We start from the raw sequence: 24,174 nt of genomic DNA, 5'->3' as shown, positions 1-24,174 counted from the left end.
GACGTCGCCCTCCAAGTACCCCGCGCCCACGGCCAGGCCCTGCTCCGCCGCGCCCTCGAGCTGGTCCGGGGCCGCCCGTTCTCCGGAGTCAACTCCACCTACTACGGCTGGGCCGAGGCGATCGTGGAGGACATCAACGACAAGGTAGTCAACAGCTCCAGTCTGCTGGCGAACTGGTACCTCGAAGCCGGTGACGGACCGGGCGCGCTGTGGGTAGCCAGCCGTGGTCTGGAAGTAGCACGGGAACGCGAAGAGCTCTGGCGCCACCGCTTCCGCGCACTGGCCCTCCTGGGTGACCACTCCGGACTTGAAGACGCCGTTGAGCGGCTGGAGGCTCTCCTCGTGGACCACGGATGGGCCATGGAGGAAGAGACCGCCGAGACCATTCGCATGGTCCAGGCCACCCGCCGCTGACCCATCACTGAGAAGGGTGGGGCCGCCAAGCCGGCGGTCCCACTCTCTTTCGTTCCCGACCAGCTCGATGTTCATCCAGGGTCTTCAGCCAATGTCCCAGGTCGACCAGCTATCTGACAGCGAAGCCAATCAAGGGGACGGGGCCCGCAGTGTTCAACGCGGCAGTCCGCGCCGAGGGGTACCGGGAGCAGCGGAGCGGACGTGTGTCGGCGTACTCGTCTATGTGCAGAGCTGCGTACGGATGAACGTGCAGAACAGTGAGCCCTGTGAAGTGCGAGCGTCGTGGTTCGAGATGATGGAGAGGTGTCTCTTCGCTATTTCAATCAGACCGGCTGGACCGCGATCTTCAACGGCACCGACACAGAGATCGGCCGCATGGTGCGTGTGGAGGGCTGGGACCAGGCGACCGGGACGGCCCTGGTCGTCGATCCCAAGCGCGGCGCCCTGCGTGCGGTGACGGACTATGAGGACTTCTCCCACCTGGAGCGAGCCGACCAAGTCGTGGCCGCGGTGCCTGGTGGAGGGTGGCGGGTGCACTGGAAGGACGAGGGACCAGGGGGAACGCCGCTGACGGAACAGGTGCTGGCCTGGCTCATCACCTCGCAGGGGCGGGCGATGGCCATTACGGTCGATGCCCAGGGGCATGTCGAGGATGCCGATGGCGCCGATGCCTTCATCCCGCCGGGCGAAGATCCGGTGCACTGATCGCAGCTGGTCAGGCCACGTCGTTCTCCCGCTCGATGGCCTGGAGGCGGTTCTTGAGCCGGTAGCTGGGGCCGTTGATGGAGATCACTTCGCAGTGGTGGAGGAGTCGGTCGAGAATCGCGGTGGCGAGGACCTCGTCGCCGAAGACCTGGCCCCATTCGCTGAAGGTCTTGTTCGAGGTCAGGATGATCGAGCCTTTCTCGTAGCGCTTGGAGATGACCTGGAAGACCATGTTCGTCTCGGCTCGTTCGAGGGGCTGGTAGCCGACCTCGTCGACCACGAGAACGCCGGGCCGCAGGTAGGTTCCGAGCTTGTTCGTCAGACGCCCGGCGGTCTCGGCGGCCTTGAGGTTGCGGGCCATGTTGTCGAGGCTGGTGAAGTAAATCGAATAGCCAGCCCGGCAGGCCGCGACCGCCAAGGCGACGGCGATGTGCGTCTTGCCCACCCCGGGTGGCCCGAGCAGGGCGGCGTTCGCTTTGCCCTCGACGAACGAGAGGGTGGCAAGGTCCTTGACCTTGCGCGGGTCGAGGTCGGGCTGGAAGGAGAAGTCGTACTCGTCGAGCGTCTTGTGGTGCGGCAGCTTCGAGAGCCGCAGGCCCTGGCGGAAGCGGCGGTCGTCACGGACGGCCAGTTCCTCGGAAAGGACCAGGTCGAGGAAGTCGAGGTAGCCCATCTTCCGGCGACGCGGTTCGACAAGCTTGCGGTCCGCTTCGAGGCCACCGTCCTGGTCGCCGCGATCGGCGAATGGATATGACGGGCCTGAGCGGTCGGTTCCTGCACGAGAACGATGCAGCCTGGCTCACTGCAGGCCGGGACGGGGCACTGCTGCTCTCACGGTCGCGCAGTGGCTTCCCAGGCGGCAGTGACACACCCTTCTTCCCAGTGCCACCATTCCTTCGTCTCGCCGTGCTCCAACAGCTCGCGGATTTTCAGCAGGTCTGCCTGCGGCGGGACCTCCAAGGCCACCATCCCGAACCGCTCGATGCCTTCGCCCGTCGTGCCGAGGCGATGGAAGACCTCCAGCACGCTCTGCCGGGCAGCGGCAGAGCCGTCGTCCTTCAGCACGATGAGCCGGATGGTGCAGTTCTGCGAGGGCTGCACCGTTTCTCCGGCCCAGAGAGCACCGTCATCATCCGGTTGAACCCTGATGATGTCGCCGCTGGCGACTCCGCGGACGAACCAGGGAGTGTTGTCCAGCCGCACCGTCCCATCGCCGAGGTCGATAGCCCACAGGCTCTCGACACTCGCCGGCGGCCAGCCGTCCTCGTCTATCTCCATGCGGAAATGGACCTTCACGTGGTCGTCACTGATGTTCGTCACCGAACCATCATCTACTTCGCACCCACCAGACCAGCCTGCGGAGCACGGAGGTGCGTGCCTCCGGACCCGGCTGGAAGCCTGCCACGATCGCCACCAGATGATCGGCTTCTAAAACACGCCCGGACGACCTCGCCCAGGCAGACGAGTACCTCGACCACGTCCTAGGCAAGCTCGGCTACCGCGACGGTAAGGCCGCCACACGGGAACAGCAGCTGCGCGAGCTGGCCGGGCGATGGAGCACGTCACCGGACACCGACACCGCCCCCACACCCCCTCCGCCCGCCACAGACCCGCGCGACATCGCCCGCGACGCCGACGGACAGCCGGTGTACGCGCTGCCGACCGTACAGGAGTACAACTGGAGCGCCAGCGGCTATGACTGCTCCCTGGACACTCCCGTCAACCTGTCCCTGCCCTCCCACCAACTCCTTGACGGAGCAGGCCTCAGGCGTGACCCCGACAACGGCGACTGGTGCACGAGCGACGGCACCCGCGTCGTGCGGGTCCTGACCGGTCACAGACCCACCGGAACCATCGACACCCTCTTGGCGAGCAGAGACTGGCTAGAACAACGCCTGCGGACCCTGAACGCCGCTCTGATCCTGGGTCTGTTCGGCGAACGTCAGCCCCGCACCACCGACCTCACCCGATGGCGCGAATACAGCCAGACAGCCGGCCTGCAGCCCGGCCACGAACCCACCGTCCAAGAACAACTCACCCGCATCAAGGTCAACCGCAACCCCTGACCTACCTCACCCATCACAGAGCACCGCCCGGGCCCGGCTTCCGTCCCGCAGCGAGCTGCTTGCAGTGGACAGACGGCGAGCCACAAAAACGTCGAGGAACGGAACGCGCACGCGCGCCCAGCGCGACATCTCAAACAACATTCCTGTCGAACAACCAGCACGCGCCCACCATCACGCAGCGACCCAAAGCCCGACCTGCACCCGGCCGCGCGGGACATCTACGATCAGGTACGCACCATGATCGAAGGGGAAGGCCGGGTCGTGGGTGGGGGCCACGGCCAGTGCGCGGAGGCCCTGCTCCTCTCGGATCGCCTGCGCCGGCTCGATCCGTCCGGCACGTCCATCAGCACGCTGGACCAGGTGCGCCGGGCGATGGACGGTGCGCAGATGTACACCGTGCAGATCGGCCCGGACCGGCGCGGGCACTTCGAACACAACGAGTACAAGCCGCCGTGTCGTTCGTGCGAGATCGCCCTCGGCATGGCCGGCATCCATGCTCATACCGGTTAGGAGCCTTCCTGTGCCCCACCTCAATGTCCCCGCGGACGTGGACGCATGGTTCACCGAGCACGGCTGGTACCCCGGCCGCAACGTAGCCGACCAGGTTCCCGCCATCGTGGCGGAGATCACCGAGGAGAGCCGGAACAACGGGTTCCCGATGGAGCCGTTCGCCGCCGCCACGGACTTCATCGCCGAGCACGCGGGGCTCCGCCTGCCCCTCGACGCCTGGCGCGAGGAGTACCTGCACTTCACGCCGGTCATCGTCTGGGACGGTACGTGCGAGGACATCGCGGAGCTGAGTCGCCACCTGGGCGTGAGGCTCTTCCCGGTGGGCTGGGACTCCTCGGAGGGCGAGGTGATGGTCGTGGACGAGCAGGGGCGGTTCTTCTTCATGCACCACACCGGCAATTACTACATGGGCGCCGACAAGCACGAAGCCATGATCTCCCTCTTCCACAGCCCCATGAAGGACGCGGAGGACTTCTATGTCTGACGTGATCCCCGGTACGGCCGCATCGCTGCTCCTCAACGGCACGATCACCAGCCACACGAACCTCACCGGTGACAGCGAGCCTCAGCTCCACCCCACCGTCCAGACGTTCTTCGACACGCTCCCGCCCGCCTTGCGCGAGCCCTTCATCGGCAACTGCGCCGAAACCGCCCTAATCTCCCACGCGCTGTTCGGCCTCGACCGGCAGCGGGGCGACGGCCGGACGGTCACGCTGGACGAGGCCGCACCGCACTTCGCGAGCGCCACGCTCGTCGCCCGCAAGATCCGCCCGCACGGCGACCCCGAGCACGGCACCGAGGCCGACGTCTGCCGCTCCTGCTCGACGCTCCTCGACCGGTTGGGCATCGCGCTCATCCACGATCAAGCATGAACTCTCCCTCACTCGTGCTGGGCAGGTCGCCACCGGCATCGACCCGGCCCCACTGAGTGGACAGCCCGGCCAGCCCTGCCAGGGGTTTACCTCAGCAGTTCGGCCGGATGACGCTGGCAACCAGGGCGGTGTCGTCGTCCGCGTAGGGCCGGCTGCACGCGGACACGTCGTACGACGTCATCGACACCATCCCCGCACGCGCAGGGAACAGGATCACGACGGGCGCCCCTCGGAACCATCCCCGCAGGCGCGAGGAGCAGTCCTCGGTCTGGCCCTCGTGCTTGAGCGGTTCGAGACCATCCCCGCAGCACCCGAGACCACCCCCGCGGGCACGAGGAGCAACCCGGTATCCGAACGCCCCCAACCTGAGGGACGGGACCATCCCCACGGGTACGGGGAGCAGAGCCCCTCGGAGCTCCAGCTCCATGACCCCCGGGGACCATCCCCGCGGGTACGGGGAGCAGCTTCCTGACCTGCAGTTCTACCCCACCCTCACCCCCAGCTGAACCACTTCCACCGAAACAGACAAAACACCCAGGATTTCCGCTCAGCGTTCACCTGCACGAACACCGCTTCGTGACAGTGAAATCGCCGCGATCTCTCATACCAATGACAGTGCACTCCACCCGAAAACCAACGCCGACCTGAATCGCACCCCGCAGGCGCGGGGAGCAGAGGGCCGTGTTAGCAGGCACGCCCGTGACAGCAAGCCATCCCTGCGATGAGCATCCAGCGGCAGCAGCCTGGTCAGCGCGCGACAGCCATGATCACCACTGCGGTGGACTCTGAGCAGGAAGAACTCTCACACCCCTGCTGATGCCCATCCGATGTCACCAGCGCACCCATTCACAACGCGAGTGGCTGTGACCGCACACGTGCACCACAGACCGTCGGCCTTTGGGCAAGTGATCGAGAACCCTGTGGCACATGCTGTTACCGCCGGGTACCGTGATCATCGCGTGCAACGGCGGCCATGACCTGGCCGTCTTCGCACACGTTCACGGTGGCCGGGGGTACTAGCGCCGCTACGGGGGATACACGATGCCGCGGGCCGGTACACCGGACCGCACCGAACGGGCTTCGCCGGCCGCACCTGCGTGCTGCCGGCCGGACCCGCGCGCCACCTCGCAGCGAGCGTCCCCGTCTGCCTTCGCTTGCCACGAGGGAAGACAGCACTTTGTACAGAACACCAGACCGTAGCCTCCGCAGATCGCGCAGACCCGCCTTCCTGAAGTCCGCCTTCCTCACCCCCGCCCTCGCGGGCGCCGTCGCCCTCGCCGTGCTCGGGGTCGGCGGGCCGACCTCGCCGCCCGTCCCGCTCGGCCGTACGGAGCTGTCGGCCAGTTGGTACAACTGGTTCACCGACACCGATGCCGAGCTGCTGCGGCAGGACCAGTGCCTGATGGCCGAGGTGCTGCGCCTGGGCGGGCCGGGCATGGCCGCCACCGCGCAGGACGGCCTCAACCAGCCGGCCGACAAGCTGCGGGTGCTGGCCGACCGGCAGCACTGGCAGGACACCCCGCTGTCCCAGGCGTACGCCGCGGACCGGGCCGCCGCCGACAAGGAACTGGCGGACATCAACACCCGCCGGGACACCTGGACCAAGCCCCTCGCCGGGCTGACGACCCCGGCCGGCATCAACGACTGGACCTTCCACAAGCCGCCCGGCATCAGCGAGGGCGTGGACTTCCACACCCAGACCGGCCTGACCCCGTGGATCTCGGACCGCTACTGGAAGAACGAGAGCGACTTCTACGTCGACTCCACCCCGAAGGCCGACGCAAAGACCTCCAAGGCCGTCCTCGACCTCGGCACCCCGCTGTACGGCAAGGACCCCTCGTCGGGCCCCGACTGGAACCGGGACCTCGCCGAACGCGACGCGTTCTCGTGGCTGAAGGGCACGTTCTCCTCGCCCATGGGCGCGGACGACTCCCGGCTCTTCCTCGCCTCCGGCGGCTTCGCCCGCAGCGCGCCCGCGCCGGGCACGGCGGAGTACCGGATCGCGGTCGAGGACATGAAGACCCGGTACGCGAGCTGCGCCTGGCGCGACGCGGTCGACCCGGACCAGGTCCTGGGCGCCGTGTCCGCGACCGCGGCCGCCGAGTGGCAGCAGGAGGTCTCCTCCCAGGCTGTGCAGCGCAACCAGGTCGTGAACGCCGGCAAGGACGCCACCAAGGCGCTCGCCGCCGGGGCCGAGGCGCTCGGCCAGATGCTGGGCCACTCGTGGGTCGCCGACCACCTCGTCCGCTGGCAGGACCACTGGTCCGCGGGCGGCATCGGCTGGATCGGCGAGGCGGGCTCCAACATCGAGCTCACCGGCGCCAAGGGCAAGTGCCTCGACTCCCAGGGCGGTATGCGGACCGGGAACAACCCGGTCCAGGTGAACCTCTGCAACCGCACCGCATCGCAGAGTTGGCAGATGTCCGGTGACGACCACGGCCTGCACCTGCGCAACTCGGACTCGTACAAATGTCTGGAGGTGGCCACCACCAGCGGCGACTTCGGCACCGAGATCAAGGCCGCCACCTGCAACAGCGGGCCGGCGCAGACCTGGGCGTACTCTCCCCGCGCCACCACCGCGCTCAAGCACGTCGCCTCGGGCCAGTGCCTGCACATCCCGACGCTCGTTCCCGGAGTGGCCGCGGTGCTGCGCCGGTGCGACGCGAGCACGCGCCAGCAGGTGGACATCAAGCCCTCCGGCCACACCGGTGAGGTCCAGCCCACGGCACACTTCACCCAGGCCGCAAAGGGCCTCGCGGACGCCCAGGCCGGCGCGAAGCAGCAGCTCGCCGTCCTCAAGGCACAGGCCGCGGCCGCGAAGACGGCGGCCACCGCCTCCGACGCCGCCGTGCAGGCCGCGTACGCCATCGCCGACAAGAACGGCGCCCCGCGCGGCCGCGGCATGCTGGTGGGCCTCCAGAAGGCGCAGGTCACCAAGGGCGCGGTCGCCGCGCTGGATGCGATGGTGAAGGCCGGCGAGACCGCCGAGGCCGCCACCCGCGCGGCCGCCGGCGACAGCGACACCATCGCGCAGCGTGCTCTCGCCCAGGCCGCGCAGTCGAAGGCGGAATTCCGCCGGGAGGCCGCGCGCACGGCCGAGCTCCAGGCCAAGGCCGCGGCGGATTCGGCCAGGTCGCACCGGGACAACGCCAAGACGGAAGCGGACACCGCGAAGGCGAAGCTCGGTGAGGCGCTGAAGGCGGAGGCCGACGCGAAGGCCGCCGCCGCGGCGGCGCACGCCAAGCGGCTCGCCGCCGAGGCCGAAGAGGCCAAGGCGAAGGCGGAGAAGGAGAACGCTGCAGCCAAGCAGGCCGAGGCTGCCCAGCACAGGAAGTACGCGGAAGCCGAGGCGACCAAGGCCGGCAACGCCAGGACGAAGGCCGAATCCGCCGAGGCGACCGCGGTCGAGCACCGCAACGGAGCCGTCAAGGCCCGCGACACCGCCAAGGCCAAGCGCGACGACGCCTGGGACGCGGAGCAGAAGGCCGACGCCGCGCGCGCCAAGGCCGACGCCAAGGCCGCCTACGCCGCCTCCCTCGAGGCCGCGCCCGAGGCCACGGCCGCCCGCGCGGCAGCCGATGAGGCGGACAAGTACGCCACTGAAGCGGAGGCGGCGGCCGGCAGGGCCCGCGGCGAGGCCGACGCGGCGACGAAGGCCGCCTCAGAGGCCGACGCGGCCGCGACCCGCGCCGAGGCGGCGGCCAAGCGCTCGCGCGCCGACGCCGACGCCGCGCAGGCCGAGAAGCTGAAGGCGGACGCCGCCGTGCGCACCGCGACGAGCGCGGCCGCCGATGCGATCGCGGCTTCCGCACGCGCCGCGTTCGACGCGCGGGCGGCCGTCGCGGCGGCCGACGAGGCCGACAGTCAGGCCAAGGCCGCCAAGACCCTGGCGGACCAGGCGAGCGCGGAGGCCGGCAAGGCCCGGGCCGCCGCAGCGAACGCAGCGGGCTACGCCCACGTGACCGCCCAGGCCGCGGTGGACGCGGGGAAGTCGGCCGCGCAGGTCGCCAAGCCCGCGAACGACGCGGTCCAGCTCGGCTCGCCCTACGTCACCACCGACTCGGCCGCCGGACTGGTCGTGCTGACCGGGCAGGCGTCCAAGAGCATCGCCGAACAGCAGAAGGCCATCGCCGACGCGCATGCCAAGAACGCGCTGGAGGAGGCCGCCTCGGCCAAGGCCATCGCCGACCAAGCCCAGGGCGACGCGAAGGCCGCGTACGAGCACGCGGCGAACGCCGCGAAGTACGCCTCGGAAGCCCGTGGCTACGCCAAGGAGGCCCTCGACTACTCGGCCGACGCCGCGAAGTCGGCCTCCCTGGCCTCCGCTTCGCTGGCCCGCAGCACCGAGTTCGCACGCCAGGCCGCGGCGGACGCCGTGGCCGCGGACCAGGCGGCCGACCGCTCCGAGGGCTACGCCAAGTCGGCCCGCGACTCCGCCGACCAGGCCGCCCTCGACGCCGACGCGGCACGCGCAGCGGCGTCACGTGCCGAACAGGAGGCACGTGACGCCCGGGCCGCCGCCGACCGCGCCGCCGTCGCCGCGACCGAGGCCGAACAGGCCGCGAAGGACGCCGACCGGTACGCCAAGGAGGCCCAGGAAGCGGCCGACAGGGCCGAGAAGGCCGCCCAGGCGAAGACGATCGACACCGGAACCGTCCCCGACGGCATCGGCGGCTCCATCGGCCGCATGTTCTACCTGGTCAACCGCACCGAGCAGATCGGCGAGCCGCAGACCCTGAAGAAGACGGCCGGCTGCGAAGGCTGGATCGACGCCCTCTTCTACAAGGGCGACTGCACGATGACCATCAGGATCCGGTACCAGGCCTACCTCGACCTGTACCTGTGCTCGGCCGACGCACCGGACCCGTCGACCGGCAGGTGCCCCGCCAACCAGACCAAGTACCTGGGCGAGTACCCCTCGGACGAGCTGACCCAGGACATCACGCACACCATCTCGATCGGCGAGTACCAGTCGGGCGTCGACCCGATCGACATCCTCTTCGGGCACTGGATCAAGTGCGCGAAGCTGTGGCCCGGTGGCGAGGGCGGCAGCTGGGGCGGATGCGCCTGGGCGGCCCTCGACGTCGCCCTGCTGTTCTCGGGGAAGATCCTCAGGCCCATCGCCGAGGGCATCATGGCCGTCGACGCCGCCATGCGCACCGGCATCGGCATCGCGGACGCCCTGCGGGCCCTGCGCAACCTCCGGCTCAACCCGGAGGCCCTGGCAGCCATCGAGTACGAGGCAGGCCTCGCCGAATCGATCTTCGTCAAGTGTGAGAAGAACAGCTTCCCGGCCACCACACCCGTACTGATGGCGGACGGATCGCACCGCCCGATCAGTTCGCTCCAGGTGGGCGACGCGGTCCTGGCCGGCGACCCGGCCACCGGAGTCGTCCGCCCCGAACCGGTCACCGACACCTTCCGGCACGCCTCCGACGACCTGGTCACCATCGGCCTCGCCGACGGCACCACCCTGGACACCACCCCCGGCCACAAGATCTACGCCGAGGAGCGCGGCTGGATCCTGGCCTCGGACCTGCGCCCCGGAGACCTGCTGCTCCGCCCGGACGGGCAGCCGCTCGCGGTGACGGGTGTACGCGCCGCCGCCGACACGGCGTCCCGTCAGGTCTACGACCTCACGGTCGGCGGCACGCACACCTTCTACGTCGGCACCGAAGGCGCACGGGCGTCGGACGTGCTCGTGCACAACTGCCTCAACCTCGACGACGAACTCCTGCCGGCCCTCAAGAAGTACGCCGATTCGGGCGAGATGCACGCCCTCAAGGAGCACGTGAACCTGACTCCGACCCAAGCGTTCGCGCTGGCCCAGGAGAAGAACGTTCCGAAGACGGTGTGGACCAGCCAGGAGGTTGCCCAGAAGGCCATCGAGCACGTCTTCGAGGACTACTTCTCCGTCATGAAGGACGGCAAAAGAGTCCTCGACGAAGAAAAGTTCGCCGGATTCACGCGGAGGGTCGCCAAAGCGAAGAGCGGAGCGGTGGTCCTGGACATCTCGCGCCCCTACCCGGCTCTCCAGTCCCTGGGCAAGACGTACCACCCGGACGGTCGGACGGTGACGAACGCAGGTAACCAGGTCACGCTCAAGCTGCTGAAGGTCGACAACCACGCCAAGGGACGCGGCGGATACGCCATCATGACCGCCTTCCCCACAGGAGTGGCGCCATGACCGATCAACGTCCCGCGTACTACGAACTCGGCTACGGCGAGGACTTCGGCCTGACCGGCCTGACCGAACGCCTCAGCCGTCCCGGCACGGCCGTCGACCCGGCCGCCGCGCTCGGCTTCGCGCAGGAGGCGGCCGACCGGTCGGAGGGCGACGAGGCGGTCGAGCTGGGGGAGGACACCCGCCGCCTACTGGCGTCCGAGCTCCCGGAGCGGGTCCTGCACACGGTGTGGCTGGCCGCCACCGCCAACGCCTTCGACCCGGCCGGCCACGGCATGACCTGCCGTGGCTGGCTGGAGCAGGTCTCGGAGGTGGCCTCGGCCCGGCTCCGGCAGGCCGAGGCGTCCTTCACCCCGCCGCCGGTGCGCCCGGTACGGGACCCCCGGCTGTGCCGGGCGGTCGTGGCGGAACTCCGCGTCACGGCCCCGGCCCTCGCGGACGCCTCCGCGCTGCCGGAGCTCGTCGCCTGCCTGGAGCACGTGGTCACCAGCGCCGACGCCGACCTCGGCATGCGCCTGCTGCTCCGCGCGCTCAAGGCGCACGCCGTGCCCGTACCGTACGAGCCGTACCGCCGCCTGGTGGCCCTCGGCTGGGAGTTCGGCTTCCCCCCGGCTGCCGTCCACGACGGCCTCGTGATCACGTGGCCTCCGGTCGGCGACGCCTCCCGGCGGGGCATCGACGGGGACTTCGGGCTCTCCCGGCTCGCCCGGCAGTTCACCGCGGGCTGGCACCACCGCACACCCCGCCAGGCGGTCGAGTTCGCCGTACAGGCCGACGGCTACGAGCGCCCTCCGGGCTCCGAGGCGGCGGCGCTCCTGGAGGACGTCCGCCGGGTGCTCGGCCTCGGCCTGTCCGATGAAGCGATCACCGTGCTGTGGCTGGCGGCAACGGACGGCGGCTACCGCATCGACCGGTTCGGTGTCGGCGGCCGAGAGTGGCTGGAGCAGGTCGCCGAAGTGTGCGAGGAGCGACTGGCCGAGGTCGCACCCGGCTACGTTCCGGCGGCCCTGCCGCCGGCCAGCGGCGCGACCGACGAGGTCCTCCGCGAGATCCGGGACGTGTCCCCCCTCGCCGCGGCCACGGCGGTCAGCCCCGAGTTCCACCCCGTGGCGGGCGCCGCGGTGATGGAAGCCCTGGAACAGGTCGTCACCCAGGTCGACCCCGACCTCGGGTTCCGCCTGCTCCTGCGCGCGGTGGAGGTCCTCCAACTTCCGCTCACCGAGGCGCAGTACACCCGGTACAAGGCCCTCGCCGGACGTTTCCACTACGGCGAGGACCACCTACTGTTCTCGGTCGACCACCTGGTCCGGCGCGCCTGACCCACCGGCCGAACCGGCACCCACCACCAGAGCGCCCCTCCCTCCGGAGGGGCGCTCTGCGTCATCAGGGCCCCGGTTCATGGCCCGCTGGCTCGAAGTCGTAAAGATCAGCGTCCCCACCATGCGGCTCGTCATGAAGCTCGCCGTCGACAGCTACCTGTCCACCGGCGCGAACGAACTGGCGAACTTCCTGTCTCCGTCAGGGCCGTACCCGGAGGCGGCCTGGGCGGCGTTCCGCGAGATCGCCGAGGAGCGGTTGGACCTGGAAGCGGACCAGGAGACCCCGCACAGCTTCCCGCTGGCGTGGCTCGTCACCCACGCCCACCGGCTGCCGGGGGACGCGGAAGGGCAGCGCCGGGTCAGGGTTCACGCCGATCCCGTACGATCGGCGCTCGCCTCCCGGACGAGCGTGCGCCGGATCGCGAGCCGTGCGATGCGGCGCTCCTCCGCCGGCTGGGCCCTCGCCCTCTACACGGGAACGAAGACCATCAGGACACTCGCGCGACCGGAGGCGCGCCAGGCCGCCGGGCCTCCCGACGCGACCCACAGCAACGTGCTTTCCGTCATGATCGACACGGCGGGCATCCCTTACGGGCTCGGTCCCCTCTCCCCCGCCGCCTGGATCTTCGACGTGCTCGGCGCCCCGCAGCCGGACGTCCAGCAGTCCCGGCGCGCCCTCACGGCGCTCGGCGACTTGACGCACGTGCTCGGGAACCCCGTGGACACCCTGGTGAACCTCGACGCGCCCCGGCTGGACAGTCGCTTCCTGGACTACTGGAACGCCACCGGTGCCGCGCGCTGCGACCGGGTTTTCCGGACGCTGTACGCCGGGCGGGCCGGGGAGGAACACTCTGCGGACGCCATCCACCTCACCGGACTGCTCTACCTGTGCATGGGACTGGTGGAGATCTTCGACGACGCCTTCGCGGAAGACGTCAGGGCCCCCCTGTCGATGGCCCTGCTCCTGGGGGCGCGACGCCGCCCCGAGGGAAACCTCGACGAGCTCGCACCGCGCCTGTCCCATCCCGCCCGCCGGTTCGTCGAGAACTGGGCCGCAGGTCACAGCATCTGGACCACGGGCACCACTTACGTCTCCTGAGCAGGCGCTCTGACCTGCGGCGGTGTTGACCAGAAGGCGTCTCGCCGGGGGCGGTCAGCTCGCCGCGCGCAGCGGCAGAGCGCGGCCGAAGACGGTGTCGAAGGGGTGCGCTGATCGCCCGGTTCACTACGGCGAAGAGATCACTGGACGGCCTGACGAAGCTGGCCAAACTCGACTTCCTCCTGCGCTGCCCAACGATGCTGGAGCGTCTGCTCGTCGAGCAGGGAGAGGGCTGGCCCACTGGGGCGGAGCCCACGTCCTCCGAGCGGCTGGCCGTGGGGAGCCGGATGACCCGGTACAAGTACGGGCCGTAGGACCAGCGGTACTACAGCGTCCTCGGCTCCCTGGCCGGCCGTGGACTCATCACGTACAGCGGGTCGCATCGTGCGGAGTTCCGCGTGAACGCGGATGGAGCCGTGGCCGCGTCGATGCTGACACAGACCGACGAGTGGGCCGTCGTAGCCCAGCGGATCGCCCTGTTGAAGAGGCACTTCGACAAGTCGGGGTCGGCGCTGAAGACCCTCATCTACGATCGCCTGCCCGACGCGGTGGACAGGCCCTTGCGGACGAAAATCTGATGGCCACCCACCTGCGATTCCTCGCCCTGACGGTCACCACCGCCACCGCCGAGACGACGTATCGCTTCGATCAGCCGGCCACCGTCATCAGCGGCCCCAGCGGGGCGGGCAAGTCCAGCCTTCTCATGCCGCTCAAGCATGCGGTCGGAGGCACCGCCGTCCTGACGCCTGCGGTACGTGATCACGTGCATTTGGTGCTGGCGTCCGTCGTGGTCGGCGAACAGCACATGATCCTCAAGCGGACCATCAGCGGTGACCGCTCCGACCGCGTCGACATCCTCGATCCCGAGACGATGGCCCTGCAGCAGACCTTCGGCACCCGGGCGGAAGAGGGACAGCGAAGCCTGTCGGATGTTCTTCTCGGCTTCCCCCGCGAGAGCATCCCCACCACTCGCCTCGGCACGGCCACCACCCTCAACCTGACTTTCACCCACCTCTTTCGCTACGCCTACCTCGGGCTTCACGTACGCGCGGGGGTCGCGGTACTCGGTGGCGGGCGGCGCCGGCGGCGCGCTCTGCTCGGGGGCTGTCAGGGTCATGGCTGTGCTCCTCTCGATCGGGCTTCGAGTGGCGCCCCCGGGGGGGGGTCCCCTCCGTACGGCGTGGACGGGTGCGAAGGGGACCGGTGCCCCGGTGGCGTTCGTCCATTGAACGGGGCGGGCACACCCTCACAGAGGGGCCGTGCGGGGGTGCGTTTCGCCCTGCTGGGGGCCAGAGCGGGGGGCCAGAGATGCGACTACATCGACGCATGACAGGGGGCGGCTCATGATGTGCCCGGACGGAATCGGCGCGTTACTCCGCAGTGTCCGCGAGCGGGCGGGCCGCACGCGCGAGCAGCAGGCCCGGCTGATGGAGTCAGCTCAGGGCGGCCGGTGGTTCGACCCGGAGAACCTCAAGCGATGGGAAACGGAGAAACGACTGCCGGTGGCCGTCTGGCACGAGCCGATCGCCACGGCATACAGGCTCAAGGTCGGCGACGTGCGGCAGGCCGTGGCCGTGTCCCGGGAGTACCGGCGGCACCAGAGCGAGGAGAACGCGGACGTGAACAGGCGGCGCTTCATCGGAGCGGCGGCAGCGGGGATCTCCGCGCTGCCCGGCATCGCACAAGCCAGAGAGGGCATCGACAGCGGCCTGACCGGTTCGGGGGCCGGTGACCTGGCCTATCTGGCCTCGGCTTTCGAGCGGCACCGCGGCGGCTACCGAGGCCGCTCCCCCGACGTAGTGCTCGCCGAGATGCGCGAGGACCTCGACCTCCTCGGCCAGGTCCTCAACCGCTCCCATCCCGCAGGGGACCGCGCTGATCTCGCACGCACGGCCGCAGGGATTGCGGGACTCGTCGCGATCGTCCAGCACGACCGCGGCGACCAGCGCAACTCACACCACTGGTTCGCCACCGCCGAGCGGGCCGCCCGCGAGTCCGGGGACCGGCGGATGACCGCCTGGGTCCTCGCCCGGCACGCCATGGTGCCGCTCAACTACGGCGCCCCGCAGGAGGCCGCCCGCCTCGCCGCGCTCGCCCGCCGCGAGGCCGGTAGCGCACCCACGGCCGCCGCCGCGCTGTCGGCAGCCGTCACCGCCCGGGCGCTCGCCGGTATCGGCGATACCGACAGGGCCCTGCGTGCCCTCCGCGACGTCCAGGACCTCGCCGACCGACTCGACGGCCAGGAAGTCGCCGACACCTGGTTCGGCTACCCCGGCCAGAAGCACTTCGTACACCTCTCCCAGGCGTACACCCTCCTGGGCAACACGTCGGACGCGTACGCCGCGCAGGAGGACGCGCTCGCCTTGACGACCTCGCCCTCGGTCATGACCCGGGCCCTGCTGGCCATGGACACCGCAGCCTGTCTGCGCGAGGACGGCGACCCGACGGCGGCCGCCGAGATGGCCGCCGGCGTACTCGCCCGGCTCCCCTGCCCCTACCGCGACGGCCTGGTCCGCTCCCGGGCGGACGCACTCCGCCGGCAGCTCACCGGCCGCCCCCATGATCACCTTGGCCAGGCCCTCGCGTAGCAGCGCGTCGGGCCACCGGCTCGTTCGTCACCGAGGTTGACCGCCTCGCCTTTAATAGGAGCTCGTGCCTGCCGTCACCCGGATTTCTGCCCCTCCGCCCCGCACATCCTGCCCGTGCGTCCCTTGTCCGCGCCCGCGGGCCCTCCGTATACAGAAAGAACCACATTTCCACACGAGGGCGATAATCTATGCGCGCGGACGACCGCACCCGTCATGCCGATCCCGGCAGGACCAGCACACCAGCCCGTACGTCGACCTCCCGCGGCACCGCCAGTGTCCCGGACGCTCTCCGTGCCCTGCAGAGCGGTGCGGGCAACGCCGCCGTGGTCCAGATGCTCCGCCAGGCAGGGCACCCCTACGCGCAGGAGCAGCACACGCACGGCGCGGGCTGCGGTCACCAGGAGACCGCGCCTCAGGTCCAGCGCTCCACCGTCCACGATGTCCTGCGCGGCGGCGGCCGCCCCATGGACGCCCCGCTGCGCACGGAGATGGAATCCCGCCTCGGCGCCGACTTCTCCGACGTCCGCATCCACGACAGCGGCGCCGCCCGCGCCTCCGCCGCCGAGATCGGCGCCCGCGCCTACACCAGCGGCAACAACGTCGTCATCGGCGACGGCGGCGGCGACAAGCACACCCTCGCCCACGAACTCACCCACGTCATCCAGCAGCGCCAGGGCCCCGTCTCCGGCACCGACAACGGCGGCGGGCTCTCCATCAGCGACCCCTCCGACCGCTACGAACGCGCGGCCGAGGCCAACGCGACACGCGTCATGAGCGGAGCCGCGCCCGTACAGCGGGCCGAGGACCATGCCATGGCCCCGGACCAGTCCGTGCACGTGGCGCACGGCTCCGCGCGGTCGGCCGTCCAGCGCGCGCCCGACGAGCTGAAAGTCAGTTCCCTGCATGCCGCGAATCCTCATCGCGGCAGCGTCGGAACCGTCAATGACGACGGGCACATAGAGGTCACCTCGGATCAGTTGTACAACCAGGTCCTGGCGCCGGAGACGAGTTCCGCCCAGGGCGAGCACGTCTTCAACGCGCTCAACGCTCTGGCCATGGGTATCCACGCCGACATCACGAGAGATTTCGAAGCCACCCCCGAGCTGGTGACGGCACTCGACGCCCTGCAGGACGCCGCGGAAACCTTGAGGGTCAAGCGGGACCACAGCACCTTCCGGGCCGCACCCGCGGGCAAGGGGAATTCCGCGAACTCCAACAGCTACTCGGCCTACGCCGAGGACATTCGCGCGGCTGTGAGGATGGCGCTGAGTTCCGAGCGGAAGGCGACGGACGCGGAGAAGACGGCCGGGAGGCGGGACGAGCCGCCCCGCAACTTCACCGGAGGCTGGAGCAGGCTGGTGGAACTGAGCCAGAACGTGCTCGACCGCACCATCGACCTTCAGGCGCTGGCGTATCAGGACAAGACGTACAAGACCAAGGAATACAGGGAGTGGAAGGCGGACACGATCGAGGCGATGCAGGGGGCCAGCAACAAGCTGCTCAACGCGGTCTGGGCCGCGCACCACCACTCCCGGCACAACGACACCCCAACCCCGTAATTCCGCGTTCCGCACGCCTCGGGCGGTCCCGGGCGGGCTCGGGCGGTCCCGGGCGTCCGGTGGGGGTGCCGCGGTGAGTGAGCACTCACCCCGGCCCCCCACCCGGGTCAGGAAACCCGGTCGAACACGATCCCGTAGGGATTGCCGACGAGCAGACCGGTGGACCAGCGGTTCGCGAAGGGGGTCCGCCAGTTTCCCGTACCGGCGTAGCGGGCACTTCCCAAGTGCTGTAAACCGCTAATCCCCCAGGTCAAACGCTCCTTCAGGCGGCCGGGCCCTGGGCAGGGCACCCTCCATAGACGTATGGGTCGATTTCGTTGCCCTCCCTGTCGCTGAGGTGGAAGCAGTGGCCGTTGGCCCACACCGTGACCGAATCGCGCCGATGGTCAATCTGGAACGGCTCCTCCCCAAGCGGCGTCCCGGGCCAAGAACCGTCTGCCGCAGATGAATGAGTGACAACGACACAGGTCTCTTTCGACAAGATCCGATGGACGTCACCCAAGGGCTCCACCATCAGATCCAGCGGCATCTCGCCCTCGTTGCTGACCACCAGCCGCGCCGCTCTCCCCACGAACACTTCCGTCACCCTTCCCTGGCCCTTCGGACAGCCGCGCGCAACTGCTTCCTCGGTGCGCACACGGCACGATCCTCACACCTCACGCACGATCACCCGAACCAGGCGTCCACGCCCGAGTCACCAAACGCGCCTACCAGGATGAAACGCTCTTTAAGACGGTGGGCATCTGCCTGCCAGGACCCCACTTAGCCGGCATCGTCCCGTGGTCCGCCCGGTGTGCCGACGAGAGCCTTGATCCGAGATGGACGGCCGCCTTCCGAAAACGACGACCACGCCGGCGCGCCCTGTCTCCTCGACCTACTCGCGGAGACACCGGACTGCCCCACGGTCCGGGATCAGGGTGTCCAGGGCGTGGTCCAGGGCTGTGAGCAGGTGCTCTTGTTGTTGTGGGGTGTAGAGCATGCGCAGTGCCAGGCCGTCTGAGAGTGCGATGACGGCGTCAGCTACGGCCGGCGCGTGGGTTGCGTGCCCGGCTGACTCCAGCCAAATGGTCAGTGCCTGACGGATGTCCTGGTCGACCTGCTGCCGGATCGCGGCGAGGCGGGGGTGGTGTGCGGCGTGGACGGCGAAGGCGAGTTGCGCGGCGGCCTCGGCGCGTCGCTCTGCGTCCATGGGGAGTGTGGTGAGGATCAGGTCGCGCAGCGCCTGGCGCAGCGGCAGCGCGGTGTCCACCCCGGCCATCCGGCGCTCGATGCGCTCGCCGGCCAGTTCGGCGGCGAACGTGAGCATCTCGTCCTTGGTGCGGAAGTACTTTTGAACGGCGCCGGGGGAACGGCCCGTTGCGGCGGCCACGGTGCGCACGCTGACCTCGTCGAGGCCGCGCTCGGCGACCAGCTGGAGCAGGGCCTCACCGATCTGCCGACGCTGTTCGTCTCTGTCGACGGTCTTGGGCATCGGTCGCACTCCCTTCGTTAAGATACAGTCGTATTCTAACTTGTCGTCAGCTGGGACGTTGCACGGAGCCGCAAGGAGACTGGTGATGGATGACCGACGTGAGCCTCCCCTGCCCGCAGTGCGGGCTTCGGACCGCGACCGCGACCACACGCTCGGCGTGCTGGCCGCCGCGCTGGCCGAAGGGAGACTCGATCCGCACGAGCACGAGATCCGTACCGAACACGCCATGCGGGCGCGCACAGCAGACGACCTCGCCGCACTGACCGCCGACATACCCACGCCGCCACCCACCCGCGCGGAGCAGAACCGTAAAGACCTCACAGACTGGCTGGCCGAATGGCGCTACTGGCTCGGCGGGGCCCTGATCATGTCCGGAATCTGGGCCACACGCTGCGCACAAAAGGGAGACCTGACCTACTACTGGCCGGTCACCCCACTGGGCGTGTGGGCGGCCGTACTGATCGCCATCGCCATCTGGCCACACGACCCGGCCGACAACGACGAAGACGGTAGTCCTACCGCGCGCCGCTAAGAGATCCCCACACGAGCATGGTGGACGAGACGGTGCGTGCAGGCGCCGAGCCCCGTACGGCAGTCTTCGTGTGGCTGGGTCTCGCGCTACTCCTGGGTGCATTGTCGGCCCTGTACTGATTTCCCAGGCCCAGCAGCAGCGCTCGCTCCGGGACGGTGTGCGCGCCGACGCCATTCATGCATACCCGCGGCACGTGCGTGCTGGGACGGTGCAAGGTCGCCTTTGTAGGCGCAGGGCCGCACCGTCGTGGCGGCCCTGCCCCCGGGCCGTAGTGGCAGCAAGTACCCCGTGGGCGCGCACCTCACCGTCCGGTATCGGGCGGAGGATCCGCAGGCAGTCGCGGCCGCGTCCGATGTGGAGGGCGGTGGGGCGACCTTGCTAGCGGCCTCGACCGGCGCGGGCGCCGTGTTGTTCCTGCTTCTGCCAGTCATGAGGACGGTGGCCCGAGCACGGCGGCGGCGCGCGGCGTCCAGCGCCGTTGGATGACCAGCCCGCCCCACATGCCGATCACTGTGCTACTGACTTCGACTCGTCAAGATGATGCCGGGGCATAGGGGGGCAGGCCGATGACCGCTATGAAGCCATCGAGGGTGCCGGACCGGTATTGAAGCCGTTTGAGACGGTCGCGGACGAGGGTTCCGAGTCGGTCGAGGGCAATGACTGCGAGGTTGGCCAGCTGCGGTTGACGTGCGCCCAGGCCCTCCCACGTTTGGAACCTCCAGCTTGGTGCAGACGGATGCTGACACCGGCTTCATTTATCGAGGTAGGAGAAGCGCATGGGCATCATTGCCTGGATCTTGATCGGACTGCTCGCGGGCTTCATCGCCAAGGCCCTGATGCCGGGCAAGGACCCCGGCGGCATCATCATCACGATGCTTATCGGCATCGCGGGCGGTCTGCTCGGCGGCTGGCTCGGCAAGGTCATTTTCGGCGTCGACTCGATAGACGGCTTCTTCGACCTCTCCACCTGGATCGCCGCCATCATCGGCTCCGTCATCCTCCTGGCGCTCTACCGACTCCTCACCGGCAACAAGCACCACCACCGCCACGCCTGACCAACCCCACCACCCCTCAACGGCTCCACCCTCCCCAGGGCGGAGCCGTTGCGTTGCGTGTGAAGCGCCGCCTGTGAAGCAGGTCGTGCTCGTCGGCATCGCTTCTGACCGACAGACGCTCCAGCCACAGCCGCGCCGGCGCTCCCGGGAGGGGGAAACCGGCTCCCGACACTCCTCTGCGACGACCACAAGCACTCCAGGCCTGAACGTGCCTGACACGGGTCCGCACACGGGGGTCCGGTCGCGCCCGTCCGGCCGCCCTCCGGGCCCGCAGGTTCGCGACCACGTCGACTGCTCCTCGCTCACCACTTCTGGATCTGGAAGGGCTGGCCCGCATCCCTCCCGGCCGGCCGGAGGAAGGGCACGACAGAGCGCCCACCTCCTACACGTCGGCGGAGGTGGGGGCTCGCGCGACAACTACGGCCGCCATCCCCCGCGCGCGGGAGGCGCCGCCGACCTCACTTTCGTGCATGTCGGGGAGCACCGCTTCCTCCGCTTACTCGTGGGCCTTCGGGTCGCGGCTCTCGCCGGGAGCCTGCGACGGAGATGTGGGCGCCGGGTCGTTCTTCCTGGCCTTGGTCACCGCGCACTCCGTTCCTCGCTCTTTGCATTCGTCTCGGTACACCCCCGTCTGGCCCTTTCGGGCAGCCCCTCACATCGGCCGGGATCGAGTCCGAAAGCCGCTGCGGCTCAGGACCGGAGGGTCAGCTCCGCACACCGGGTGATGACGGACGCGAGTTCCGGCCCCTCGGCGCGCAGCCCGCGCTGGATGCGGGCGCCGTTCCCCCGTTCGTGCAGGTGCGCGATGCCTTCCCGGACCCGGTCGTCGTCGCCATCGTCTTTCAGTGCCTCGCGCACGTGCTGGTACAGGGCCTCGACGGCGTCCTCTGCGGACGTCTCCCGCATGGTTTCGGGGTGCAGCAGGGGTCCGTCCAGGCCGGAACGTCCGGCCCGCCAGGAGGCCAGGCGCAGCAGACTCGTACCGATCCTGGCCGGAGGCTGTCCGTCCTGCCAGGCGCGCGCCTCGGTCTCGACGAGGCCCCGGATGAGGGCGGCCAGCAGGACCGGCGTGGAGGCGTCCAGGCAGACGTCCGCGACCCTGATCTCGACGGTGGGGTAGGTGGACGACAGTCGGGCGTCGAAGTAGATCATGCCCTCGTCGCGGAGCACCCCGGTCTCGATCATCGCGCGGACCTGCTCGTGGTAGCGGTCGGCGGACCCGAATGTGTCCACCGGCCCGGCGGATGGCCACCGGTTCCACACCCGGCTGCGGTAGCTGCCGTACCCGCTGTCCTCGCCCTGCCAGAAGGGCGAGTTCGCGCTCATCGCCGTCAGGACGGCCAGCCAGGGCCTGATGCGGTCCAGGACGGCGACGCCCTCGTCGTCCGAGGCGACCGACACGTGGACGTGGCATCCGCAGGTCAGCTGCTCCTGAGCGGTCAGTCCGAACTGCTCACCCATCCACCGGGCGCGTCGTCCGGCGTCCAGGGAGGGCTGGACGGGCAGCGGGGATGTAGCGACCGCCGCCACCACGGCGCCGGCACTCGCTGCGTGGCGGGATGCCTCGCGGCGGATACGGACGATCTCCTCCTGGAGCTCCCCCATCTCAGTGACCGGCTTCGTGGCGAACTCCAGCTGCTCTTTCTGCAGTTCTTTCTCGAACTCGTGCTCCCGCCGGCCGCCCGTACCCTGCTGCTGCCAGGCCGCACGCTCGGCGGCCGCCAGCACCGCCCCCGAGACGGCGAGCGGTGCGCCGCTGTCCCGGTCCACGAGCAGCAGTTCCTCTTCCACGCCTACGCTTCGCATGTCGCCGCCTGTGGATCGCACCGCCAGTTATCCCGCACCTGCCCTGGCTTCCCTCGACCATGCCGCAGCCTTGCGCGACGGCTTCGCGTGCACGCCCCCGGCTCCAGGATCCGGCGAACGTCTTGCCATCCCGTCCGTGATCACGGCGAAAGGTCGGCGCCGGACGAAGGCCGCAAGGCGCGGTTGAGGCGTGGTCGCCGTCCTACGACGCCGCCTCGTCGTCATCCGTTTGCCTTTCTCCTTCGGCTTGCGACGGGGTGGTGCGCTCGGGGCCCGGATGGGTGTCCCGATGTCCTTCCTCCTCGGAGAGTTCCTCGTCGACTCGTTCGCCTTCTGCCTGTGACGGCGTACCCTGCTGTGTCATCGCGCTGCTCCTCTCGCTGAGGGCTTCTGCCTTCCCTCGTCTATCCCGCCGGCCGGTTCATAGGAGGTCGGTGGGGTCCCTGCGTTCCAGGGGGTGCAGGGCCGGTCCCTGGAGGAGTTCGCCGTCGATGCCGAAGCGGGAGCCGTGGCAGGGGCATTCCCAGGTGCGTTCGGCGTTGTTGAAGGCGACCAGACACCCCAGGTGCGTGCAGACGGCGGACACGGCGTGCAGTGTGCCTTGGTCGTCGCGGTGGACGGCGCAGGGTTTGCCGCCCGTGCGGACCACCGTGCCCTCGCCGGGGCGCAGGTTCTCGACCGGGCCGTTGGTGCCGTCGCCCAGCGCGTCCACGCGGTCTGCGACGAAGTGCTTGGCCACGTCCCACTGGGCCTTGAGGAAGGTCGGCGCCGAGCGTACGGCCGAGCCGACGCGGCCTGGGTCGTAGAGTCCGCCCCACGGGTCTTCGTCGCCGCGGGCGAGGGCGGCGATGATCATGCCGGCCAGCACGCCGCTCGTCATGCCCCAGCCGGCGAACCCGGTCGCCACGTACACGTTGTCGTGCTTGGCGGGCAGGCGCCCGATGAGGGGAAGGGTGTCCGTGGAGCTGTTGTCCTGCGCGGCCCAGCGGTGTGTGGTGCGGAAGCCGGGGAAGTGCTGCTCGGCCCAGTCCTGCAGGCGGACGTAGGCGGCCTGGGTGTCCTCGCCTGTGCCTGGCGAGAACGCCTGTCCGGTGACGATGAGGAGTCGGCGGCCGTCTGGCAGGGGCGCCGTGCGCACGGAGCGTTTGCCGTTCTCCTGCGTGATGTACAGGCCCTGCGGATCCTGTCCGTCGGGCATAGGGCCCGCGATCACCAGGTCCCGGTGCTGGGTGAGCCGGGTGGAGAGCAGGTTCTTGTCGAAGACGGGGTGATGGGTGGCGACGACGACGTGCTGTGCGGTCATGGTGGCGCCGGAGTCGGTCGTGAGCCGACACGGGTGACCGTCTTCGAGTTCCGTGACGCGGGTGTTCTCGTGAAGCCGACCCCCGCGCGCGACGATGTCGCCGACGAGACCGGACAGGTACTTGAGGGGGTGGAACTGGGCTTGGTCCTCGACCCGGACGGCGCCCGCGACGGGGAAGGGCAGCCCGGTCTCAGTCACGAAGGAGGCGTTCAGTCCGGCCTCCCGTGCCGCGTCGGCCTCGGCTCGCAGGGCGTTGATGCCCTCGGGCTTCTCGCAGTAGGTGAAGGCCGGGCGTCTCTCGAGTTCGCACGCGATGCCGAGTTCTCCGCAGACTTCGACGACGTGGCGCAGGGCGCTGCTCTGGGATGCGGCGTACCGCCGTGCGGCGTCCTGCCCGTGCTTGCTCCGCAGCGTGTCGTACACGGCCGTATGGAGAGCTGTGAGCTTCGCGGTCGTGTGGCCCGTGACCCCGCCAGCCAGGTCGCCGGCTTCGAGCACGGCGACGCTCATGCCGGCGCGGGCGAGCTCCCAGGCGGCACTGAGGCCGACGATGCCGCCACCGACGACCGCGACATCCGCCTCGCTGTGCCCTGCCAGTGGGGGGAACGACCGCATGGAAGCCGTCTGGGTCCAGTAGGACTCTCCGGCGCCGAGGCTCTGGTTCATATCCGGCGGCTGCCCCGGAAACCCG

General features: G+C 69.6%; 21 protein-coding genes and 2 pseudogenes. 13 read left to right on the top strand and 10 right to left on the bottom strand.

Annotated elements, in window-relative coordinates; translation table 11 throughout:
• On the top strand, nt 1-414 hold a 414-nt coding region (locus tag AMK27_RS37905; RefSeq protein ID WP_198956011.1), incomplete at its 5' end, for a bacterial transcriptional activator domain-containing protein.
• 303 nt (nt 415-717) lie between these two features.
• Nucleotides 718-1,119 (top strand): hypothetical protein, encoded by a 402-nt coding sequence (locus tag AMK27_RS37900; protein ID WP_241847736.1) that lies wholly within the window; start codon nt 718-720, stop codon nt 1,117-1,119.
• A gap of 10 nt (nt 1,120-1,129) precedes the next feature.
• Here the strand turns inward: AMK27_RS37900 and istB are convergent.
• A pseudogene (istB, locus tag AMK27_RS37895) lies at nt 1,130-1,795 on the bottom strand (IS21-like element helper ATPase IstB); the annotation flags it as partial.
• Between the two features lie 155 nt (nt 1,796-1,950).
• Nucleotides 1,951-2,439, bottom strand: coding sequence for a DUF4265 domain-containing protein (locus AMK27_RS37890; protein WP_073918641.1), 489 nt, complete (start codon nt 2,437-2,439; stop codon nt 1,951-1,953).
• A 326-nt stretch (nt 2,440-2,765) separates the two neighbouring features.
• Between AMK27_RS37890 and AMK27_RS37885 the strand changes: the two genes are divergently transcribed.
• From AMK27_RS37885 to AMK27_RS37870, 4 genes are read left to right on the top strand one after another with little or no spacing between them, the layout of a single operon-like run.
• Nucleotides 2,766-3,185 carry a hypothetical protein gene (locus AMK27_RS37885; RefSeq protein WP_073918640.1) on the top strand — a complete coding sequence of 140 codons (420 nt, stop codon included), beginning with the start codon at nt 2,766-2,768 and terminating at the stop codon, nt 3,183-3,185.
• Between the two features lie 12 nt (nt 3,186-3,197).
• Nucleotides 3,198-3,695, top strand: coding sequence for a YwqJ-related putative deaminase (locus AMK27_RS41430; protein ID WP_079188769.1), 498 nt, complete (start codon nt 3,198-3,200; stop codon nt 3,693-3,695).
• Between the two features lie 10 nt (nt 3,696-3,705).
• Complete coding sequence (locus tag AMK27_RS37875; protein WP_073918638.1) at nt 3,706-4,179, top strand: SUKH-3 domain-containing protein; 474 nt, start codon at nt 3,706-3,708, stop codon at nt 4,177-4,179.
• Nucleotides 4,172-4,567, top strand: a complete 396-nt coding sequence (locus AMK27_RS37870; RefSeq protein ID WP_079188768.1) for a YwqJ-related putative deaminase — start codon at nt 4,172-4,174, stop codon at nt 4,565-4,567. Before AMK27_RS37875 ends, AMK27_RS37870 begins: the two co-directional genes overlap by 8 nt.
• A 91-nt stretch (nt 4,568-4,658) precedes the next feature.
• Here the strand turns inward: AMK27_RS37870 and AMK27_RS44255 are convergent, their stop codons facing one another.
• The gene (locus AMK27_RS44255) at nt 4,659-4,784 is read right to left on the bottom strand and encodes a hypothetical protein (RefSeq protein WP_274535762.1); all 126 of its coding nucleotides are present in this window, start codon (nt 4,782-4,784) and stop codon (nt 4,659-4,661) included.
• 1,185 nt (nt 4,785-5,969) lie between these two features.
• Between AMK27_RS44255 and AMK27_RS37860 the strand changes: the two genes are divergently transcribed.
• The 3 genes from AMK27_RS37860 to AMK27_RS37850 all read left to right on the top strand — a co-directional run bounded on the left by AMK27_RS37860 (nt 5,970) and on the right by AMK27_RS37850 (nt 13,169).
• Nucleotides 5,970-10,754, top strand: a complete 4,785-nt coding sequence (locus AMK27_RS37860) for a ricin-type beta-trefoil lectin domain protein (protein ID WP_241847741.1) — start codon at nt 5,970-5,972, stop codon at nt 10,752-10,754.
• Nucleotides 10,751-12,070 carry a hypothetical protein gene (locus tag AMK27_RS37855; protein WP_073918634.1) on the top strand — a complete coding sequence of 440 codons (1,320 nt, stop codon included), beginning with the start codon at nt 10,751-10,753 and terminating at the stop codon, nt 12,068-12,070. Before AMK27_RS37860 ends, AMK27_RS37855 begins: the two co-directional genes overlap by 4 nt.
• Nucleotides 12,071-12,149: 79 nt before the next feature.
• Nucleotides 12,150-13,169 carry a hypothetical protein gene (locus AMK27_RS37850; protein WP_073918632.1) on the top strand — a complete coding sequence of 340 codons (1,020 nt, stop codon included), beginning with the start codon at nt 12,150-12,152 and terminating at the stop codon, nt 13,167-13,169.
• Between the two features lie 526 nt (nt 13,170-13,695).
• On the opposite strand, the gene AMK27_RS42510 is transcribed toward AMK27_RS37850, so the two are convergent.
• On the bottom strand, nt 13,696-14,286 hold the full coding sequence (locus tag AMK27_RS42510) for a hypothetical protein (RefSeq protein WP_143204929.1): 591 nt from the start codon (nt 14,284-14,286) through the stop codon (nt 13,696-13,698).
• 226 nt (nt 14,287-14,512) lie between these two features.
• Between AMK27_RS42510 and AMK27_RS37835 the strand changes: the two genes are divergently transcribed.
• Together AMK27_RS37835 and AMK27_RS41420 are read left to right on the top strand one after the other, a co-directional pair.
• Entirely contained in the window at nt 14,513-15,757 is a 1,245-nt protein-coding gene (locus tag AMK27_RS37835; RefSeq protein WP_241847735.1) for a transcriptional regulator, read from the top strand.
• A gap of 188 nt (nt 15,758-15,945) precedes the next feature.
• Nucleotides 15,946-17,316, top strand: a complete 1,371-nt coding sequence (locus AMK27_RS41420; protein ID WP_079188766.1) for an eCIS core domain-containing protein — start codon at nt 15,946-15,948, stop codon at nt 17,314-17,316.
• Nucleotides 17,317-17,578: 262 nt separating this feature from the next.
• Here the strand turns inward: AMK27_RS41420 and AMK27_RS37825 are convergent, their stop codons facing one another.
• Nucleotides 17,579-17,953: a hypothetical protein gene (locus AMK27_RS37825; RefSeq protein WP_241847734.1), complete on the bottom strand. Its 375-nt coding sequence runs from the start codon at nt 17,951-17,953 to the stop codon at nt 17,579-17,581.
• Nucleotides 17,954-18,190: 237 nt separating this feature from the next.
• The gene (locus AMK27_RS37820; protein WP_073918627.1) at nt 18,191-18,787 is read right to left on the bottom strand and encodes a TetR/AcrR family transcriptional regulator; all 597 of its coding nucleotides are present in this window, start codon (nt 18,785-18,787) and stop codon (nt 18,191-18,193) included.
• Nucleotides 18,788-18,872: 85 nt separating this feature from the next.
• Between AMK27_RS37820 and AMK27_RS37815 the strand changes: the two genes are divergently transcribed.
• Nucleotides 18,873-19,319 (top strand): DUF1707 SHOCT-like domain-containing protein, encoded by a 447-nt coding sequence (locus AMK27_RS37815; RefSeq protein WP_073918625.1) that lies wholly within the window; start codon nt 18,873-18,875, stop codon nt 19,317-19,319.
• Between the two features lie 532 nt (nt 19,320-19,851).
• Here the strand turns inward: AMK27_RS37815 and AMK27_RS43880 are convergent.
• Nucleotides 19,852-20,015, bottom strand: a pseudogene (locus AMK27_RS43880) (IS630 family transposase); the annotation flags it as partial.
• 80 nt (nt 20,016-20,095) lie between these two features.
• Between AMK27_RS43880 and AMK27_RS37805 the strand changes: the two are divergent.
• Nucleotides 20,096-20,374, top strand: coding sequence for a GlsB/YeaQ/YmgE family stress response membrane protein (locus tag AMK27_RS37805; RefSeq protein WP_073918622.1), 279 nt, complete (start codon nt 20,096-20,098; stop codon nt 20,372-20,374).
• 690 nt (nt 20,375-21,064) lie between these two features.
• Here AMK27_RS37805 and AMK27_RS37800 read toward each other — a convergent pair.
• From AMK27_RS37800 to AMK27_RS37795, 3 genes are all read right to left on the bottom strand, one after another.
• Nucleotides 21,065-22,180: a glutamate--cysteine ligase gene (locus tag AMK27_RS37800; RefSeq protein ID WP_073918620.1), complete on the bottom strand. Its 1,116-nt coding sequence runs from the start codon at nt 22,178-22,180 to the stop codon at nt 21,065-21,067.
• A 202-nt stretch (nt 22,181-22,382) separates the two neighbouring features.
• Nucleotides 22,383-22,544, bottom strand: coding sequence for a hypothetical protein (locus AMK27_RS43160; RefSeq protein ID WP_198956009.1), 162 nt, complete (start codon nt 22,542-22,544; stop codon nt 22,383-22,385).
• Between the two features lie 57 nt (nt 22,545-22,601).
• The gene (locus AMK27_RS37795) at nt 22,602-24,149 is read right to left on the bottom strand and encodes an FAD-dependent oxidoreductase (RefSeq protein WP_073918617.1); all 1,548 of its coding nucleotides are present in this window, start codon (nt 24,147-24,149) and stop codon (nt 22,602-22,604) included.
• Nucleotides 24,150-24,174: the final 25 nt, after the last annotated feature.

The sequence above is a fragment of the Streptomyces sp. CB02009 genome (assembly GCF_001905825.1).
In the GTDB taxonomy this organism is placed as follows: Bacteria; Actinomycetota; Actinomycetes; order Streptomycetales; family Streptomycetaceae; genus Streptomyces.
This window is presented reverse-complemented; position numbering and strand designations above follow the sequence as displayed.